This window comes from Streptomyces sp. NPDC079020 (assembly GCF_044542225.1).
GTDB lineage: Bacteria > Actinomycetota > Actinomycetes > Streptomycetales > Streptomycetaceae > Streptomyces.
The window spans coordinates 202,125-220,594 of sequence record NZ_JBITUB010000012.1 but is presented as its reverse complement, the minus strand read 5'-3'; the positions used below and the strand labels follow the sequence as shown (position 1 = coordinate 220,594).

Below are 18,470 nucleotides of genomic sequence, written 5' to 3'. Positions count from 1 at the left end.
GCGGGAGAGTCCTCGGCCGGGGGTCAGGCGGAGTACCCCTTCGGAGGGATCAGCGTGGCGAGCTGGTCGAAGGAGATCCAGTAGATCTGGTTGCCGCCGAAGGAAGCGGGGTCGGCTATGAGGACGGTGCGGTCCACCTCGTCGTAGCCGAAGACGGTGAAGTAGTGGTAGATCGTCTGGTCCGAGGGGTACCCGGGCGGCTGATTGCCCGGCGGCGCGACGATGTTGGCCACCAACGGGTAGTTGCGGTCGATATCGAACACGATGTCGGACCAGAGCAGGTCCCGCTGCGCCTGGGTGGGCGGGTCGTTCGGCATTTCCTTGGTCTCGTACCAGCCGCCGCCGAGGTTCGCGTTGAGTACGCCGGTCACCTGGCCGATGTGGTCGGTGCCCGCCTCGGTGGTGCCGAGCTGCCGGGCGAGCTCGCCCTGGGCCGGCGGGGCGGTGCGGGCGGAGAGGGCGATGCGGGTGGCTGCCGGACCGCACCAGTAACCGGTCTCCTGGACCTGGTAGTCGATCTGCAGCCAGTGCGCGCTCCGGGTGCGTCCGGAGTCGACGCTCAGCCGGCTGCCCGGCCGGTCGTACCCGCTGACGACGGCCGTGCCGGCCTTCGTGCCATGGGCGAGCACGGACACGGCCGGGATGCCCGGCGCGGACGAGGCGTGGGCCGCCGTACCGGGAAGAAGGAGGGCTCCGACGACGGCCGCGGCGGCCGTGAGGGACACAAGTCTCTTACGCATGAAGGCTCCTGGAGGGGGACAGGCCCTTGCGGGAAGAAACGGCTTCGGGGATCACCCGGCCGTGTGCGGCTGCGGAACCAGCGTGGTTCCTCACCCTCCACGGGCACAAGCGCCGTAAGCCCAGGCTTACGGCCCGCCCCGGCACGGCCGGGCCCGGCGGGTTACGGACGGACCGCACGCTCCTCCGTGGCCAGCAGGGCCCGCCCCTCCGCCGTCGCGACGTGGAAGGCCCGTCCGGCCCTGCGGACAGTGGTGATCAGGCCCGCCGCGCGCAGCACATTGAGGTGCTGGCTGACGGCCGGGTGGGTCACCTCGAGCAGCCGGGCGGCCTCGACCGTGGAGCAGCCGGTGCGGGCCGCCCGCAGAACGCCCGCCCTGGTCTGTCCGAGCAGCGGCCCCAGCGGACCGGCGGCTGCCGTGGCGCGGTCGTCGGAGGCGGTCCCGGCCCAGTCGGCGTTGTGGTGGATGGGGTGGACGAGCACGGGCGGCAGGTCCCCGTCCGCGAGCGTGATCGGTGCGGGCCAGCAGAAGAACGACGGCTGGAGCACAAGTCCCCTGCCTTCCAGGCGCAGTTGCTGATCGACGGGGTAGGTGACCTCCAGTACGGGCGGGCGCCAGCGGAAATGCGGGCCGAGACCGGTGAGCAGCCCCTCGGTGCCGCCGTCCAGCAGGCTGTGCAGGCGGAGGGCGCGGTCGGCGTCTATATGGGCGTGCACACGCTGCCAGTGCGGTTCGAGTGCCTCGCGCCGGTAGGCGTGCAGAGCGTCACCGAGCCGGTGGAGGGCTTCCCGGTCTCCCCTGGCCAGGGAGCCCACCCAGCCGGGGAGTCGGGACGACGAGGACAACCGCGTCAGCTCGGCGCGCAGGCGGCTGCGCGGAGTGCTCATCAACGTGTCGACCGCCGCCTGCATGGTCGTGCGGTCGCCGGAGGTGGGGGTGAGGAAGTCCGGTGAGTAGCCGCGGGGCGGCAGCAGACCGGACAGCAGCCGGCGGCTGCCCGAGAGGCGTGGCCGGGCCCAACGGCGCCAGGCGCCGAACACCCTTTCCCCGTCGCGCCGTTGCAGGGTCTGCACGCTGTTGCTGATCTCCCAGAGGAAGTCCGGGCCCGGGGCCACGCGCACCCGTGCCAGATCCTCGGACGTGAAGTACACCCGCAGCATGGCCGCTCCGTCGTGAGGTGAAGGTGTGCTGACGCCGACCGCGCCCGTATATCCGTCGGTTCAGTGATCACGCGGAGGCGGGGAGTTGTCCGGACACCCCGCCGCACCCTCGCAGCGTACCCGCCGCTCGGCCGCCGCACGGGTGGGAGCGGAGGGGCGCGTACGGCGGGGCCGGGGCGGACACGACGGGTGTCCGCCCCGGCTCCGCGGGATCAGCCGTTCCCGGTGGCCAGTTCCGCGCGGACCTCGCGGGCGGCGGCGACCAGGTTCTCCAGGGAGGCACGGGTCTCGGGCCAGCCGCGGGTCTTCAGGCCGCAGTCGGGGTTGACCCACAGCCGGCCGGCCGGGATGGCCTCAAGTCCTGTACGGAGAAGGGCCGCGGCCTCCTCCGTGCTCGGGACGCGCGGGGAGTGGATGTCGTAGACGCCGGGTCCGGCTTCACGGGGGTAGCCGTGCGCGGCGAGTTCGCGGGCGACCTGCATGTGGGAGCGGGCCGCTTCCAGGCTGATGACATCGGCGTCGAGGTCGTCGATGGCCTCGACGATGTCCCCGAACTCGGCGTAACACATGTGCGTGTGGATCTGGGTGTCCGGGCGTACGCCGCTCGTGGTGAGGCGGAACGCCTCGGTGGCCCAGGCCAGGTAGGCGCCGCGGTCGGCGGCGCGCAGCGGCAGTGTCTCGCGCAGTGCGGGCTCGTCGACCTGGATCACCGAGGTGCCCGCGGCTTCCAGGTCGGTGACCTCGTCGCGCAGGGCGAGGGCGACCTGCCGGGCGGTCTCGCCGAGCGGCTGGTCGTCGCGGACGAAGGACCAGGCGAGCATGGTGACCGGGCCGGTGAGCATGCCCTTGACGGGACGGGCCGTCAGCGACTGGGCGTACGCCGTCCAGCGGACCGTCATCGGCTCCGGCCTGGAGATGTCGCCCGCGAGCACCGGCGGCCGGACGTAGCGGGTGCCGTACGACTGCACCCAGCCGTGCTGGGTCGCGAGGCAGCCGGTGAGCTGTTCGGCGAAGTACTGCACCATGTCGTTGCGTTCGGGCTCGCCGTGCACCAGGACATCGAGCCCCGCCTTCTCCTGGAAGGACAGGACCTCCCGGATCTCGTCCCTGATCCGCTCCTCGTACCCGGCGGTGCCGATCCGTCCGGCCCGCAGGTCGGCACGAGCGGTGCGCAGCTCATGGGTCTGCGGGAACGAACCGATGGTCGTCGTCGGCAGCAGCGGGAGCCCGAGGTGCGCGCGCTGGGCGGCGGTCCGCTCCTGGTAGGGCTGCGAGCGCCGCGCGTCCGCGGCGGTGACGGCGGCGGTGCGGGCCCGCACCGCGGGGTCGCTGGTCAGTGCCGATCCGGCGCGGGAGGCGAGGTCGGCGCGGTTCGAGGCGAGTGCGGTGGCGATGGTGTCGGTGCCCTGCTCGAGCCCCCTCGCCAGGACGGCGACCTCCCGCGTCTTCTGCCGGGCGAAGGCGAGCCAGCGGGCAATCTGCGGGTCGATGTCACGCTCGGCGGTGGCGTCCAGCGGTACGTGCAGGAGGGAGCAGGAGGCGGAGACATCCACCCGGTCGGCGAGGCCGAGGAGGGTGCCGAGGGTCGCGAGGGACTTCTCGTAGTCGTTGATCCAGATGTTGCGTCCGCTGACGACGCCCGCGACCAGGCGCTTGCCGGGCAGTCCGCCGGCCGCCGCGAGGTCTTCGAGGTTGGCGGCGCCCGATTCGGTGAAGTCGAGGGCCAGTCCTTCCACCGGCGCCTTGGCCAGCACGCCCAGCGCCTCACCGAGCCGCCCGAAGTACGAGGCGACCAGCAGCTTCGGCCGGTCGGTGGCGGCACCGAGATCGCGGTAGGCGCGGGTGGCGGCGTTCAGTTCGGCAGGGCTGCGGTCCTGGACGAGTGCGGGTTCGTCGACCTGGACCCACTCGGCGCCGGCCGCCCGCAGATCGGCGAGCACCTCGGCGTACACCGGCAGCAGCCGGTCCAGCAGGGTCAGCGGCTCGAAGTCCCCGGGCGCGCCCGGCGCGGGCTTGGCGAGCAGCAGGTAGGTGACGGGGCCGACGAGGACCGGACGGGCGGTGTGTCCGAGCGCGAGGGCTTCCGTCAGCTCGGCGACCTGCTTGGCGGAGTGCGCCGTGAACACCGTGTCCGGGCCCAGCTCGGGGACCAGATAGTGGTAGTTGGTGTCGAACCACTTGGTCATTTCCAGCGGTGCGATGTCCTGGGTGCCGCGGGCCATCGCGAAATAGCCGTCCAGCGCGTCTTCCTCGGCGAGCGCGCGGTGCCGTTCGGGGACCGCTCCGACCATGACGCTGGTGTCCAGTACATGGTCGTAGTACGAGAAATCGCCGGACGGCACTTCATGGATGCCTGCGTCGGCCAGCTGCCGCCAGTTCGAGCGGCGAAGATCCGCCGCGGTCTCCCGGAGGGCGTCCGCGCCGACGCTGCCCTTCCAGTAGCCCTCGACGGCCCTCTTCAGTTCACGGTTCTGTCCCTGGCGGGGGTAGCCGTACACGGTGGCCCGTGCTGCCGCGGCTGCGGGCTTCGCTGTCACAGAACTCTCCTTCGCGAGATGTGTCCTGGATCCCGGGGACGGGACGCGGACGCGAAGGGACGACCGACCGGGCGGACCACATCGCGGAGTTCTGCCGCACGTGCCGCCCGATATGTACGCCGACCCGCCCACGAGGTCACCGGGATCTCCGTACGCGATCGGTCGCGTACGGGCAACGGGCAGGTCTTCGGACTCGCGGGCACATCTGCCGGGGCAGATTCCTACTGGCCGTCGCTTCCCGGATCCGGCCGGATCCAGTGCGTATGACGGCGTTCGTTCCCACTCACCGCTGCGGGGCAGTCCCGGATTCCCACCGGGTTCCCTCTTACGACGCGTCCCGTCCGGCTGACGGGGGCGAACCAGCTGCGTCCGCCACCCTAGGCGACAGACGGCGCCCGCACACCCCCGCCCGGATACCGGGACGCGTGAGGGCGGGGGTGTGCGGGGGAAATGACGGGCACGGTGGAGTGAACGGACACCGGGGCCTGTCGGAACAGCCTTCAGGGCTTGCGCGCCGCTATCCGGTCACCGCGTCGAAGGAGAGCCAGGTACCCATGGGGGCCTGCTGACCCGCCCCGGGAACGGACCAGTCGCAGACACCGTACGGGAAGATCCCCGTCAGCTCCTTGAGCTGGGCGTCGGTCACCGGCACCTGGTAGTCGGTGCTGACCACGGGACGCTTGCGGCACTTGACTATGTCGTTGGCCACATCGGCTCCGGCGACCATCCGCGGCGATGTCCACACCGGGTAGAGCGTGTTGCACTCGGTGTTGCCGATGCCTTCCACCTGGGGCTCCGAGATCTTCGTCGCCCCGATGCCGCGGGTCCAGCAGGCGTCGTTGAGTCCCTGCGGCCGATTGCGGACGATCTTCTCGATGGGCGCGTCGGCGCCGGGGTCCCCCTTGATGCCGGTGAGCCACTTGTCCATGTCGGCCACCATCCCGGCGAGGGTGAATCCGTGTCCGCTGGAGCGGGTGAGCATGACCTGGTTGGCGTGGGTGCCATTGGCCTTGTCCAGGCGCGCCCGGGTGGAGAAGGAGTGGAAGCGCATGTGCATGTCGCCGGTCGCGGCGTCGTCCGTGTAGTCGCGGTAGTCGATGATCGGGATGTCGGCCAGGCCGGCACCGCCGTTCAGCAGGCGGCCCGTGCGGTAGGCGAGCCGAACCGCCTTGAGATCGGCGGCCGTGCGCTGCGCGGCGGGCTTGGCGTCGTCGTCGAGGCCGCCGATGCGCCGGTTCAGGTCGATGAACTGGTCGATGCCGATGGTCCCGTTGTTCAGGGCCTCAAGTCCGTACTGGATACCGGTGTTGTCGAGCGGCCTGCGCGCCTTCCCGGTCTCCGGCACCTCGCCGTAGACGTTCACGGCGTGGCTGTACACATCACAGCGGGCACCGTCGGGGTTGGTGACGGGGTGGTAGCGCTGCGCCACGGGCAGCTGGGCCGGGCAGTACACCGTGGGGTCGATCCGGCCGGCGGCCCGTGCCAGGCTGCCGATGCTCTCCCACTTACCGAACCCGGAGACCGCCCGCTGCTGCTCCTGGGTGAACGCGTCCGGCGCGACATTCTTGAAGTAGTGGTTCAGGAGCTGGGCGTCGCTGAGCGTCTGGATCGTCCCGAAGCCGACGTCGGGGAAGCTGCAGCCGGAGAGGATGCCGTCCAGCAGGCCCGGGTAGTTGTCGGCGATCTGGTGGGTCTGGTACGAGCCGCCGGAGCAGCCGTTGCCGATGGTGAAGGCCGGTTCGCCGTACGTCTCCACGAAGCGTTCCTTGACCATGCTCATGGTCTCGGCCGCCAGCACATCGTTGCAGTTGTTGCCGAAGACGTTCAGCGATGACGAGGCGACGCCATAACCCTTGCTCAGGTACGTGTCGTTCATGATGCCGACGGTGTTGCGGCCCTGGACGTACCAGCCGCCGTTGCAGCCCCCGCCGAATCCGTACACGAGGCGCCCGTTCCAGCCCGGCCCGCGCTCCAGCGGGTCGGGGGCGGGGGACAGCGGGTCGTGCAGCACGGCCGTCTCGTAGATGCCCCGGTTGATGGTGCCGGTCTCGACGCGGACGATGTACGGCACCTTGTTGCCCGCGCTCGTCGTGGCGGTCGCCAGGTCGGCGGGACGTTCGGCCGTGTCGGGCAGGGCGACGAACTTGCCTGCCGTGGTGCGGTACATGTAGTCGACGCGGGTCTCGACGGAGCAGTCCTCGTCGGTCGGCGGCCCGAGGGTGACGCCGGTGGCCGTCTTGAACTCGGCGGTGTCACAGATGAACGGCTGCTCGTGCGGCCCGGCGAACACCGGCCCGGTGATGGGGTGGTTCTTCAGGGTCAGCTGCCCGGCGTCCGCGCCCTGGGCCGTGGCCGTGAGCAGGTTGTCACCCGTGGACAGCTCCTTCACCACGCCCATGACCGTGTTGTCGCCGGAGGGCCGGAAACTGGATGTCACGTCCCGGCCGGCCACCTCGACCCGGATGCTGCCGGCGGCTATGGAAGCGGGCGCCGTGACACGTATCAGGGCGTCGTTCCCCGACACCACGCCGGGCCGCGACGACACGGCCGTCACCTGCAGCGTCTCGCGTTCCTGGCTGCCGGCCGGCGTCGCCGACGCGCCGACCAGCACGCCCATGAACACTATGCCGGCCAGGCCCATCCGGACCGGTCTCGCGGCTCCTGTGAACGACATGCGGAACTCGCCTCACTTCCTGGGGTGGGAAATCGTGTGTGATGTACGTAACGGGCTGCGGCCGGCCCTGCCCGGCGCCGCCCGGGGCTACCAGTTGGTGAACGCCCCGTCCGCCGTGCGCAGGTGCGGGCGCTCGGCCGCATGGGCCTGGTACCGGCGCGCCGCCTCCCGGTCGATGTCGACGCCGATGCCGGGCAGTTCGCTCAGTTCCACCCGCCCCGGCACGATCGTCGGCCGCGCGGTGAAGAGGGCGGCGATGTTGGGCTCGGGGTCGGTCTGGTGCTCCTGGATCGCCGCGTTGGGGCAGGCCAGGTTGAGCTGGAGCGAGGAGGCGGCGGTGACCGGGCCCAGCGGGTTGTGGGTGGCGAGCTTGATGTGGTGGGCCTCCGCCATCGCCGCGATCTTCTTCGCCTCGGTCAGACCGGCGGCCACCCCGACGTCCACGCGCGCGTAGTCGATCAGGTCGTCCTCGATGAGCGTCCTGAACTCCCATTTGGAGCCGTACTGTTCGCCCGCCGCCAGCGGCACCCCGGTGCGGGCCCGCAGCATGCGGTAGCTGTCCGGGTTCTCGCAGCGCAGCGGGTCCTCGACGAAGAACGGACGGGCCGCCTCGATCTCCCGGCACAGGGTCAGTGCCTCCGGCGGGTCCAGGCGCGTATGCACGTCGAGGATCAGCTCCACCTCGTCGCCGACCGCGTCGCGCACCTGGTGGAAGAGGGCGACCGAGTCGCGCAGGCAGCGGCGCGCGTCGAGCGTGCCGTCGGCGTCGTGCGGCGAGGCGAACCGCAGATGACGCCAGCCCTGCGCGACCAGGTCGCGGCACCGGTCCAGGAACCACTCGCGGTCGTCGTAGCCGTCGCCGACATGCACGTAGGCGGGTACGTGATCCCGCACCCGGCCGCCGAGCAGTTCGTGCACCGGTACGCCGAGCGCCTTGCCGCGGATGTCCCAGAGTGCCACGTCGACCGCGGCGATGGCGGCGCCCAGGATGCGGTCGGCGGGGAAGAACCCGCGCCGGAACATCACCTGCCAGAGGTGCTCGATACGCCGCGGGTCCTCGCCGACGATCAGCTCCGCGAGATGTTCGAGACCGCCCGCGACCGCCCGTTGGCGCGACCTGATGCCGACCTCGCCCAGGCCGTGGATGCCCTCGTCGGTGTCGACCACGACCAGCATCATGCTGTCGCCGTGGTCGGGAAGAGTCAGCACTTCCAGGCCGGTGATCTTCATTCCACTCCTCTATGAAAACGTTCCCGCGATTTCAGTGCCGTTCGTGAGAGCACATCATCGACAGCAGTCGAACCGGAGCGCAAGACCCATGCATACAGAAGGTTTCCCTGGATGAAATAGTCCTGACACATCTCTTGACATGCTGTGGGAACGTTCGCAAACATCAACCGCAATCGCAGGGTCCTGCTGCGAGGGTGCCGGGGTCCCCGGCTCGGAACGACGAGGAGGCCGTCCGTGGCAGTAACGATCCGGGAGGTGGCGAGCGCCGCGGGCGTCTCGGTGTCGACGGTGTCCCGTGCGTTCACCGCACCCGACCAGGTGCAGCCGACGACACGGCAGCGCATCCTCGACGCCGCGGCCAAGCTCGGCTACTCCCCCAACCCGGCGGCCCGTTCACTGCGCGGCGGCGGCACCGGAACGCTCGGCCTGATCGTCCCGGACATCGCCAACCCGTTCTTCCCGCCGATCATCAAGGCGATGCAGGCCCGCGCCCGGCACCTGGGCTATACGGTCCTGGTGGCCGACAGCGACGAGCGCGAGGCGGACGAGATGGCCGCCATCGCGGCCGTGTCGAAGCGGGTCGACGGCCTGATCCTGTGGGCCTCCACCCTCACCGAGGACCGGCTCCATGAACTCGCGGGCCGGATGCCGCTGGTGGTGGTGAACCGGCACGTGCCGGGCATCCCCGAGGTCCGGATCTCCCTGTCCGCCGGCATCGCGCAGGCCGCCGAGCTGCTGAAGGCGTACGGCCACCGGCGCTGCGTGTTCATCAACGCCTCCCGCGCCGAGCTGAGCCGCGGCAAGTCCATCCAGGAGTCCTTCGAAGCGCTCGACCTCTCCCTGTCCGAGCTCGGTCCGTACGAGCCGCGGTTCGAGACGGGCGTGCACGCCGCCACCCTCGTGGCCGCCCACGAGGCGACGGCCGTGATCGCCCACAACGACCTGGTCGCCCTCGGCGTGCTGCACCAGATGGCCAACCTGGGCATGAGCGTGCCGGGCGACGTCAGCGTCATCGGCATCGACGACACCCTCCTCGCCTCCGTCTCCACCCCCAGCCTCACCACGATCAGGATCGACCCCGAGGAGATCGCCACGCGTGCGGGCGACCTCCTGATCGAGACGATCGCGAGCGCGGCGGGGCGTACCGGCCGAGGACCCGAGGTCACGTCCCCCGTCGTCGAGATCGGCTCCCGCCTGATCCCCCGCGCCTCGACGGGTCCCGCACCCACCCACTGATCCACGACGCGCGCCACCGCGGCGCGCCGAACACCCCCTTGCACCGCACCGAGCCCACTCCTGCCCTTCTTGGAGCCGTTATGCCCAGAAACTCCCGCTCTGCTGCCGTACTTGGCTGCATGGCGCTGACCGCGACCCTCGCGGGCTGTTCCTCCCTCACCCCGAGCAGCGCCGGCGGGGGCGGCGATCTCGTGCTGCGGGTGCAGGGCATGCCGCCGGCCACCGACAAGCCGGGGCTCGCCCTGTTCAAGAAGCAGGTGGCCGACTTCGAGAAGGCCAACCCGGGCATCAAGGTCAAGGGTTCGACCACGGTCTTCGACCCGCTGACGTTCTCCGCGAAGCTGTCCGGCGGCAATGTCGAGGACGTCATCAAGGTGCCGCTGACCGAGCCGCAGCGGCTCATCCAGCAGAAGCAGGTGCAGCCGATCACCGGGCAGCTCAAGGAGTGGAAGCACTTCACGGAGTTCAACCCGCAGGTCCTCCAGCCGCTCACCGACAGTGCCGGCGATGTGTACGGCGTACCGCAGAATCCTTACGCCCAGGGCCTGGTCTACAACCGCGAGCTCTTCGAGAAGGCCGGCCTCGACCCCGACCGGCCGCCGGCCACCTGGGCGGAGGTCCGTACCGCCGCCAAGAAGATCAGCGACAGTACCGGCAGGGCGGGCTTCGTCCACGAGTCGAAGGACAACCAGGGCGGGTGGCAGCTGACGATGCTGTCGTACGCCTTCGGCGGCGATCTGCAGAAGGCGGAGGGTGGCACCTACACCGCCACGCTCACCGGGGAGCCGACGAAGAAGGCGCTGGGGCTGCTCAAGGACATGCGCTGGAAGGACGATTCGCTCGGCAAGACCCTTCTCAACAACCAGAACGACGTCATCAAGCAGTTCGCGGCCGGACAGGTCGGCATGTTCATGGGCAGCCCGGGGACGTACCGACTGGCGAAGATGCAGTTCGGCATGGAGAACACCGACGCCTTCGGAGTGGCCCCGATGCCGCAGTCCGGCGGCGACGCGACGCTCACCGGCGGCGACATCTACATGGTTCCCAAGTCCGCCGACAAGAAGCACGCGGCAGCCGCGGTCGACTGGCTGACCTTCGCCTACGCCAAGCCGCAGTACAGCACCGACATCGCCGCCGAGCAGGCCAAGGCGCTCTCCGCCGACCCGAAGTCCGCGGTGGGCGTGCCGACGCTGCCGGTCTTCGACGCGGCACGGCAGGCCGAGATCGACGCCGCGATCAAGCCGTACGTCAATGTGAAGCTGAAGAACTTCAAGCCGTACACCGACGGTCTCTCCACGCTGAAGCTGAAGCCGGAGCCGCCGTTCCAGGCGCAGACGCTGTACACGGCGCTCGACCCGGTGGTCCAGGCAGTACTCACCAAGCGCGACGCCGACATCGACTCCCTGCTGGCCGCGGCCGAGAAGGACGTCAATGCCAAGCTCGCCGCGGACCAGAAGTAGCCGGCCCATGGCCCTGCTCACTCCGTCCCGGCGCCCGGCCGCCGCGCCCAAGGAACCCGCGCCGCAGACCACGCCGCCGCAGCGGCGCGGCACCGGCGCCCGCAAGCAGCTCACAGCCTGGCTGTTCCTCGTTCCCGCACTGCTGGTCTTCGGGCTCTTCGCCTGGTGGCCGATCGTGCGCAGCATGCTGCTCAGCTTCCAGAAGACCAACCTCGTCGATCCTGCGGTCTGGGTCGGCCTGGACAACTTCCGTACGCTCTTCGACGACCCGCTGCTCGGCACCGCCGTCGGGAACACCCTGTTCTTCGTGGTCCTCGGCCTGCTGATCGGCTTCCCGGCGCCACTGATCCTGGCGGCGATCATGTCGACGGTGCGCCGCGGCGCGGGCGTCTACCGCTTCCTGGTGTATCTGCCGGTCGTCATCCCGCCCGTCGTGGCGATCCTGCTCTGGAAGTGGTTCTACGATCCCGGGAGCGGGCTCTTCAACAACGTCCTCGGCAAGGTCGGGCTCGGCCCGTACTCGTGGCTGGAGTCCTCCGACAGCGCCATGCTCTCGCTGGTCCTGGAGTCCACCTGGGCGGGCATGGGCGGCGCCGTCCTGATCTACCTCGCGGCGATGGTCGGCATCCCCGGCGAACTCTACGAGGCCGCCGAGATGGACGGCGCCGGAATCTGGCGGCGGATCTGGCATGTGATGCTGCCCCAGCTCCGTTCCGTCATCGGACTGCTGCTGCTCGTCCAGCTGATCAACACGGTGCAGGTCTTCACCGAGCCGTACGTCTTCACCGGCGGCGGACCCGAGAACTCCACCCTCACGGTCCTGCTGCTGATCTTCCGGTACGCCTTCCAGGACGGCGAGTACGGCCAGGCCGCCGCGCTCTCCTTCCTGATGGTGCTCGCCCTCGCCCTGCTCTCCGCGGTCTATCTGCGGGCCACCCGCAGCTGGAGCACGTCATGACCACGCTCACCACCTTCGTCTCCACCAACGACCGCCAACGCCCCGGCGTACGCGCCGCAGTGCGCTCCATCCAGGTGCTCACCCTGATCCTGCTGCTGCTCATCGGCATCGGGCCGCTGTACTGGATGGTCAAGGGCGCGGTCTCACCACCCACCGAGCTCACCACCCAGCCCCTGGCCCTGTGGCCGGACCGGCCGGCCCTGGGCAACTTCGCGACGGCATACACCGATCTGAGTGTCGGGCGCTATCTGATGAACACCTTCCTGGTGGTCGGCGGATCGTGGTTCGTGCAGCTCTTCGTCTCGGCCACGGCGGGCTTCGCCCTTTCGGTGCTCAGGCCGAAATTCGGCAAGGTCGTCTACGGGGCGATCCTCGCCACGATGTTCGTGCCGTACACGGTGAACATGGTCAGCCTCTTCATGACCGTGATCGATGTACCGTTCCTGCACCTCAATCTGGGCGACACCTACTGGGCGATCTGGCTGCCGGCCGGGACGAACGCCTTCACGGTGCTGCTCGCCAAGCAGTTCTTCGACGCCCTGCCGAAGGAGCTGTTCGACGCGGCGCGGGTCGACGGGGCGAACACCTGGCAACTGCTCACCAAGATCGTGTTGCCCATGAGCAAGCCGGTGATCGCCGTGATCAGTCTGCTCGCGGTGATGCACTCCTGGAAGGACTTCATCTGGCCGCTGGTGGCCATCACCGACCCCGAGAAGCAGCCGATCAGCGTCGCTCTCGCCCAGCTCGCCACGCAGGCTCCGCAGGACCAGCTGATCGCCGCGATGGTGCTCGCCGTCGCCCCGCCGGTGCTCGTCTTCGTCGTCTGCCAGAAGTACATCGTCTCCGGGCTCGGCTTCACCGGAGTCAAGGGCTGAGTTCCCCCGGAGCCGGCGCCGAGTTCCACCGGAGCCGAAGCCGAGCTCTCCGTTCCCCTGCCACAGCTTCCGCTTCGGAACATCCGGAGCATCCGGAACACCCCCACCAAGAGAAGGGCACCTCCATGTCAGTCGCCCGCCGCAGATTCATCCAGGGCACGGCCGTCGCCACCGGCGCCGCGCTGTTGCCGACCGTTCCCGCATACGCCGCGGACCCGGTCACCATCCAGGCCGACGGCATCACCCTGGTCGGTCGCAGCGACGGCAGCGTCCTCGTGCAGGACGGTGCAGGCACCGACCGCATCCTGCTCAACCACTTCATGTTCAAGGACTCCGCGCTCGGCCAGCAGCGCACCTTCGGCGGTACGCCCGCCCGGATCACGCTCCCCGACGGGCGGCCCGCGATCCAGGTCACGTACACGATGGCGAGCGGGACGTCCGGAATCACGGTGCGCGGCACCTTCGACGTCACTGCTCGCAAGGCGCACATGAAGTGGGAGGTCGGCGGCTCCAGCACGCTCACGCCGACCGGCTTCATGTTCTCCCGCACGGTGTACGAAGCGAGCGCGGCGGAGTCGTACGAGGCGCTGACCGTGTGGGAGCGGGACGCCCGGGGCGGCATTCCGTACGAGGTGAACGCGGGCGGCGTGTACGTGGAGACATGGGCGGGATCGAAGGGCTTCTTCTGCCTCCCGTCCACCAACCCCGCGAACACGAACGCCACCTGGGTCCATTCCCCCGGCACCTCGACCGGTGCGGACACCGCCGTCACCGAGGCCGATCTGGTCCTCGGCGATCTGCGGCCGCGCGCGGCGGGAGCGCTCGCCGCCAGGAGGCCCCTCGGCGTGGAGGTGTGGACGGACCAGCCGTTCAACCTCTACAAGGCAGCCGGGCAGACGATGACGCTCAAGGCGCAGGTCGTCAACGGCTCGGCCGCGGCCAGGAAGGTGACCCTGACGTGGTGGGCGCGCGACTTCGGCGGCACGAAGATCGCCGGTGGAACGCTCTGCAAGAACCTCGCGGCGGGCGCCGCCTGGGACGCCTCCTTCCCCGTGACCTCGCCGTCGCAGAACATCGTGTTCACCGGGGTGGAGGTGGTCAGTGGAAGTGACAAGGCGCTGGCCCGCACGAATCTGAGCGTGCTCCCGGAGTTCACGTACAAGGCGGGCAAGGAGTCGATGTTCGGCCTCGCCAACTACCCCTGGCTGCTCAAGCCCAGCAGGGAGGCCGTACTCGGGCTGGTCAAGACGCTCGGCATCAAGTGGATCCGCATCGCCTACGCCGGCGCACCGGGCATCGACACGGCGACTCTGGACGCGAACGGCATCGGGCACAACGTGGAGCTGTCCGGCATCCCCGTGGGCGGCAGTCCGGAGCAGATCACGGCCTGGGCCGACACGAATGTCGCCAAGGCCCTGAACGCCGAGGCCGCGTACTTCGAGGTGAGCAACGAGGTCAACCAGCCCTGGATGTCGGGCCGCGGCGCCGACGCCTATGTCCGGGACGGTCTGCGCCAGGTCACCACGCGCCTCGACGCGGCGGGCTCGCAGATGAAGGTCATGAACGCCGGACTCGGCGGCATGGACTACGTGTGGACCAAGAACTTCCACGACGCGGGCGGCTGGGACCTCATCGACGCCTTCGCCTTCCACCCCGGTCGCGGCAACTTCACGCCGGACTTCGCGCCGCCGCCGGAAGAGTGGACGCAGGGGTCGGCCGGCACGTACTGGAACTTCCTGGGCGCGCTGCGCAAGGCGAACCAGGTCCTTGAGGAGTACGGCGGCGACAAGGAGCTGTGGCTCACCGAGGCGTACGCGCCGACCCGGCCCAACGCCTGGTGGAGCGACACCTACCGGCACGCGGCCGAGAACACGCTGCTCACGCTCGCTCTCGCCAAGGCCGAGAAGGTACGTGCCGTCAACTGGTACCAGCTGCACGACTCGGTGCTCTACCACCCCCAGGAGGCCGATCCGGCCAACGCCGAGTACCACTACGGCCTGATGAACCGCGACACCAGCGCCAAGCCCTCCCTTCTCGCCTTCGCGACCGCCGCCCGGGTCCTGGACGAGGCCGAGTTCGTCCGGCATCTCGCCTTCGCGGACAAGGACATCAAGGGGCTCCTCTTCACCACTCCCGGCGGACCGGTGTCGATCCTCTGGAGCCGCAAGGACGGGTACATCCTCAACCCCGAGCACGGTGAGGATCCTTGGTTCGCCTCGCCGGAGCCCTGGGTCGACACCTGGACGACCAGGACCCCGGTCGTCGCCCACTCGGGGACGGTCAACGGCACGGTGCGGGAGCTGAACTGCATCGGCCAGGAACGCACGCTGAAGGCCTCCGGCGGCAAGATCACCCTCACCCTCGACGGCGCCCCGCGCATCTACTACGGGCTCGCCGCCAATCCTGACTGGAAGTAGTGACGTACGACATGAGGAACGAAACCGCACGGCACGACATCACCGTCGTCGGCGGCGGCCTGGCCGGGGTGTGCGCGGCGATCGCCGCGGCCCGGCTGGGCCGGAGCGTCGCGCTGATCAACAACAGGCCGGTACTCGGCGGCAACGCGAGCAGCGAGGTCCGGGTATGGGTGTGCGGCGCGACCGGCCACGGCAAGAACCACCATGCCCGTGAGGGCGGCATCATGGGCGAGCTGCTCGTGGAGAACCAGTTCCGCAACCCGGAGGGGAACCCCTACTACTGGGACGCCGTGGTCCTGGACGCCGTGCGCGCCGAGCCCGGCATCACGCTCTACCTCAACACCGACGTGCGCGAGGTCGACGCCGAAGGCCCGGACGAGGCCCGGCGGATCACCTCGGTCACCGGCTGGATGATGGGCTCCGAGCGGCGGATACGTTTCGAGAGCTCGCTCTTCCTCGACTGCACGGGAGACGGCCTCATCGGCCACCTGGCCGGCGCCCACCACCGCATCGGCCGGGAATCGCACGCCGAGTACAACGAGGCATGGGCTCCGGAGACGGCCGACGACATCACCCTGGGCTCGACTCTCCTCTTCTACACGAAGGACGCCGGTCACCCGGTCAAGTTCGTGCCGCCGAACTTCGCCAAGGACATCACCGGGACCTCCATCCCGCAGCGCCGCATCATCAAGGCGGGCGACAACGGCTGCGCGTACTGGTGGATCGAGTTCGGCGGCGAGCTCGACACCGTCCACGACAACGAACGCATCCGCGACGAGCTGTGGTCGGTGATCCACGGCATCTGGGACCACATCAAGAACTCCGGCGAGTTCGACGCGGAGAACATGACCCTGGAATGGGTGGGCTCGATCCCCGGCAAGCGGGAGTACCGGCGCTTCCTCGGCGACTACGTCCTGCACCAGGGCGACATCCTCGGCCAGACCGAGTTCGCCGACCGGGTCGCCTTCGGCGGCTGGTCGATCGACCTGCATCCGCCGCAGGGCATGTACGCCACCGAGGCAGGTGCCAAACAGCTCTACGCGGACGGCATTTACCACATCCCGTACCGCAGCCTCTACTCGGTGAACACCGAGAACCTGCTCTTCGCCGGGCGCAACATCTCGGCCAGCCATGTCGCCTTCGGCTCGACCCGCGTCATGGCGACCTGCGCCACGATCGGGCAGGCGGCCGGCACGGCGGCGGCACTCTGCGCCGCCGGGGATGTCACCCCGCGCGGACTCCCCGTACCCGAGCTGCAACGGGCGCTGCTGAGCCAGGACGCCTCGCTCATCGGCCTCGCCTCGACGGACCCGGACGACCTGGCCCTGCGGGCGACGGTCACGGCGTCGTCCGCCCTGTGCGGCCTGGCGGTCGAGGAGTCCGACGAGCGATGGCCGCTCACCGCGGACGCGGGACTCGTCCTCCCCGCCGACCCGGACCTCTCCGGGGTGGAACTGCTCATCGACGCCGACCGCGACACCGAGATCGTGATCGATCTGTACGACCCCGAACTCGGCCAGAACTATGTCCCGCGCCGCCTTGTCTCCTCCACCACCCTGCCCGTCACCGCCGGTGCCCGTCAGTGGCTCAAAACCGGCCTGGACTGGTCACCCGAAACCCCGCGCAACGCCTTCCTGGTCGTCCGCGCCAACGACGCCGTCGCCCTGCACCGCTCCGACCGCCCGACCCCCGGCGTCCTGTGCTTCACGCGCGTCCCGCTGCGCCCGTCGGACGAATCGCCGCAGCCGCTGCGCGAGTGGACGGACAAGGGCCTGCTGCGCCGCACCTTCTGCTTCCGCACGGGAGAGACCGCGGCCTACTCCCCCGCCAAGGCCACCGACGGCTACGCCCGCCCGTACGCGGGACCGCACATGTGGGTCTCGGCACCGCTGGCTGACGCCCCTTCCCCCTGGATCGAGTTGACCTGGCCCGAACCCGTCACCCTGAGCCGGATCGAGGTCATCGCCGACGACGACGTCAACGAGGACCTGATCAACCTGCACCACCACCGCACCCCCTTCGACACCCTCCCCACCCTTCTTCGCGACTACCGCGTCGAGGCACGGGATACTGACGGCAACTGGCGCAATATCGCCCATGCGGCGCAGAATCGGCGGCGACGGGTGACACACACGCCGGCGGAGCCGCTCACCACATCGGCGATCCGGATCGTCGTCGAAGCCACCAACGGGGCGGCGTCGGCGCACATCGTCGCCGTGCGCGCCTACGAGTAGAAGAACCGACGCAGGGAGTGACTGGATGGTCGTCAGAGCGATGGTCACCGGGGCCGCCGGGCGGATCGGGCGAGCGGTCCTCGCGCTGCTCGCCGAGCGCGGGATCGAGGCGAACGCCCTGGTCCTCGACGATCCCGGTGACCTCGCGGCGCGCCTGGTCGTGACCGGCGACGCGGCCGACACGAAGACCGTACGGGCGGCCCTGGAGGGCGCCGACGCGGTCATCCATCTGGCGGCCATCCCGACTCCCGCGCGCAACACCCCGGGCGAGGTCTTCGGGGGCAACAGTCTCTCCACCTTCACCGTCCTGGAGGAGGCGGGCCGGGCCGGGATCCGGCACGCGGCGGTGGCGAGCTCCTGGGGGGTCACGGGCCTGCCCTGGACGGACGCGGAGGATCCGCATCCGCCGTACGCACCGGTCGACGAGGCGATGGCCTCCCAGGTGGCCGATCCCTACGGCCTGTCCAAGCAGGTCGACGAACTGACGGCGCGGATGATGGCGCGGCGGCACGGGATGAGTGTGGTGTGCCTGCGCTATCCGTTCGTGGGCGGCTTCGAGGAACGGCTGCACGCGCAGGCCGCCCGGCTCACGGCCGACCCCGCCGCCGGGGCGCGGGAGCTGTGGACCTACCTGGAGGTCCATGACGCGGCGAGGGCCGCGCTGCTGGCCCTGGACGTACCCGGCCGCGCGGCGCACGCGGTACACCTCTGCGCCCCCGAGATCATCGTGCCGTACCCCACGGAGGAACTGCTGCGGCGCTACCACCCCACCACCGTGCTGCGGCGCCCCATGCCGGGCCGCACGGCGCCGGTCGACACCTCGGCCGCGTACAGGCTGCTCGGATTCACGGCACACAACCTCCTCGGCGACGCGGCGGCCGCCCCGGGCTGAGGCCGCGGCGGCCGCCGCGCCAGCACCTCACCCGTGCCCGCGCGGCGGCCGTTGTCC

At 69.9% G+C, this 18,470-nt stretch carries 12 protein-coding genes and 1 riboswitch; of the genes, 7 read left to right on the top strand and 5 right to left on the bottom strand.

Going from position 1 to position 18,470, the window contains the following annotated elements:
• Nucleotides 1-23: 23 nt before the first annotated feature.
• The 5 genes from ACIGJO_RS25275 to dgoD form a co-directional block, all read right to left on the bottom strand.
• Complete coding sequence (locus ACIGJO_RS25275) at nt 24-740, bottom strand: C39 family peptidase (RefSeq protein ID WP_266928904.1); 717 nt, start codon at nt 738-740, stop codon at nt 24-26.
• 161 nt (nt 741-901) lie between these two features.
• Nucleotides 902-1,900, bottom strand: a complete 999-nt coding sequence (locus ACIGJO_RS25270; protein ID WP_399961650.1) for an ArsR/SmtB family transcription factor — start codon at nt 1,898-1,900, stop codon at nt 902-904.
• Between the two features lie 212 nt (nt 1,901-2,112).
• The gene (gene metE, locus ACIGJO_RS25265) at nt 2,113-4,437 is read right to left on the bottom strand and encodes a 5-methyltetrahydropteroyltriglutamate--homocysteine S-methyltransferase (protein ID WP_399961648.1); all 2,325 of its coding nucleotides are present in this window, start codon (nt 4,435-4,437) and stop codon (nt 2,113-2,115) included.
• Between the two features lie 160 nt (nt 4,438-4,597).
• Nucleotides 4,598-4,816: riboswitch (cobalamin riboswitch) on the bottom strand.
• Nucleotides 4,817-4,954: 138 nt separating this feature from the next.
• Entirely contained in the window at nt 4,955-7,111 is a 2,157-nt protein-coding gene (locus ACIGJO_RS25260) for a DUF6351 family protein (protein WP_399961646.1), read from the bottom strand.
• Nucleotides 7,112-7,198: 87 nt separating this feature from the next.
• Nucleotides 7,199-8,341, bottom strand: coding sequence for a galactonate dehydratase (gene dgoD / locus ACIGJO_RS25255; protein ID WP_399961644.1), 1,143 nt, complete (start codon nt 8,339-8,341; stop codon nt 7,199-7,201).
• 234 nt (nt 8,342-8,575) lie between these two features.
• Here dgoD and ACIGJO_RS25250 point away from each other — a divergent pair, with 234 nt between their 5' ends.
• The 7 genes from ACIGJO_RS25250 to ACIGJO_RS25220 all read left to right on the top strand — a co-directional run bounded on the left by ACIGJO_RS25250 (nt 8,576) and on the right by ACIGJO_RS25220 (nt 18,413).
• Nucleotides 8,576-9,577, top strand: a complete 1,002-nt coding sequence (locus ACIGJO_RS25250; protein WP_399961642.1) for a LacI family DNA-binding transcriptional regulator — start codon at nt 8,576-8,578, stop codon at nt 9,575-9,577.
• A gap of 119 nt (nt 9,578-9,696) precedes the next feature.
• On the top strand, nt 9,697-11,037 hold the full coding sequence (locus ACIGJO_RS25245; RefSeq protein ID WP_399961640.1) for an ABC transporter substrate-binding protein: 1,341 nt from the start codon (nt 9,697-9,699) through the stop codon (nt 11,035-11,037).
• Nucleotides 11,038-11,044: 7 nt separating this feature from the next.
• Nucleotides 11,045-11,995 (top strand): carbohydrate ABC transporter permease, encoded by a 951-nt coding sequence (locus ACIGJO_RS25240; RefSeq protein WP_399961638.1) that lies wholly within the window; start codon nt 11,045-11,047, stop codon nt 11,993-11,995.
• Nucleotides 11,992-12,870, top strand: coding sequence for a carbohydrate ABC transporter permease (locus ACIGJO_RS25235; RefSeq protein WP_399961636.1), 879 nt, complete (start codon nt 11,992-11,994; stop codon nt 12,868-12,870). The genes ACIGJO_RS25240 and ACIGJO_RS25235 overlap by 4 nt, the downstream gene beginning before the upstream one ends.
• Before the next feature lie 125 nt (nt 12,871-12,995).
• Nucleotides 12,996-15,287, top strand: coding sequence for a hypothetical protein (locus ACIGJO_RS25230; protein WP_399961634.1), 2,292 nt, complete (start codon nt 12,996-12,998; stop codon nt 15,285-15,287).
• An 11-nt stretch (nt 15,288-15,298) separates the two neighbouring features.
• Nucleotides 15,299-17,521, top strand: coding sequence for an FAD-dependent oxidoreductase (locus ACIGJO_RS25225; RefSeq protein WP_399961632.1), 2,223 nt, complete (start codon nt 15,299-15,301; stop codon nt 17,519-17,521).
• Nucleotides 17,522-17,546: 25 nt separating this feature from the next.
• Entirely contained in the window at nt 17,547-18,413 is an 867-nt protein-coding gene (locus ACIGJO_RS25220) for an NAD-dependent epimerase/dehydratase family protein (protein ID WP_399961630.1), read from the top strand.
• The last annotated feature ends 57 nt before the right edge of the window (nt 18,414-18,470 follow it).

Bases quoted from the DNA above. Each gene is read 5' to 3' on its own strand.
- ACIGJO_RS25275 (WP_266928904.1), bottom strand. From the start codon at position 740: ATGCGTAAGAGACTTGTGTCCCTCACGGCCGCCGCGGCCGTCGTCGGA.
- ACIGJO_RS25270 (WP_399961650.1), bottom strand. From the start codon at position 1,900: ATGCTGCGGGTGTACTTCACGTCCGAGGATCTGGCACGGGTGCGCGTG.
- ACIGJO_RS25260 (WP_399961646.1), bottom strand. From the start codon at position 7,111: ATGTCGTTCACAGGAGCCGCGAGACCGGTCCGGATGGGCCTGGCCGGC.
- dgoD (WP_399961644.1), bottom strand. From the start codon at position 8,341: ATGAAGATCACCGGCCTGGAAGTGCTGACTCTTCCCGACCACGGCGAC.
- ACIGJO_RS25245 (WP_399961640.1), top strand. From the start codon at position 9,697: ATGGCGCTGACCGCGACCCTCGCGGGCTGTTCCTCCCTCACCCCGAGC.
- ACIGJO_RS25240 (WP_399961638.1), top strand. From the start codon at position 11,045: ATGGCCCTGCTCACTCCGTCCCGGCGCCCGGCCGCCGCGCCCAAGGAA.
- ACIGJO_RS25235 (WP_399961636.1), top strand. From the start codon at position 11,992: ATGACCACGCTCACCACCTTCGTCTCCACCAACGACCGCCAACGCCCC.
- ACIGJO_RS25230 (WP_399961634.1), top strand. From the start codon at position 12,996: ATGTCAGTCGCCCGCCGCAGATTCATCCAGGGCACGGCCGTCGCCACC.
- ACIGJO_RS25225 (WP_399961632.1), top strand. From the start codon at position 15,299: ATGAGGAACGAAACCGCACGGCACGACATCACCGTCGTCGGCGGCGGC.
- ACIGJO_RS25220 (WP_399961630.1), top strand. From the start codon at position 17,547: ATGGTCGTCAGAGCGATGGTCACCGGGGCCGCCGGGCGGATCGGGCGA.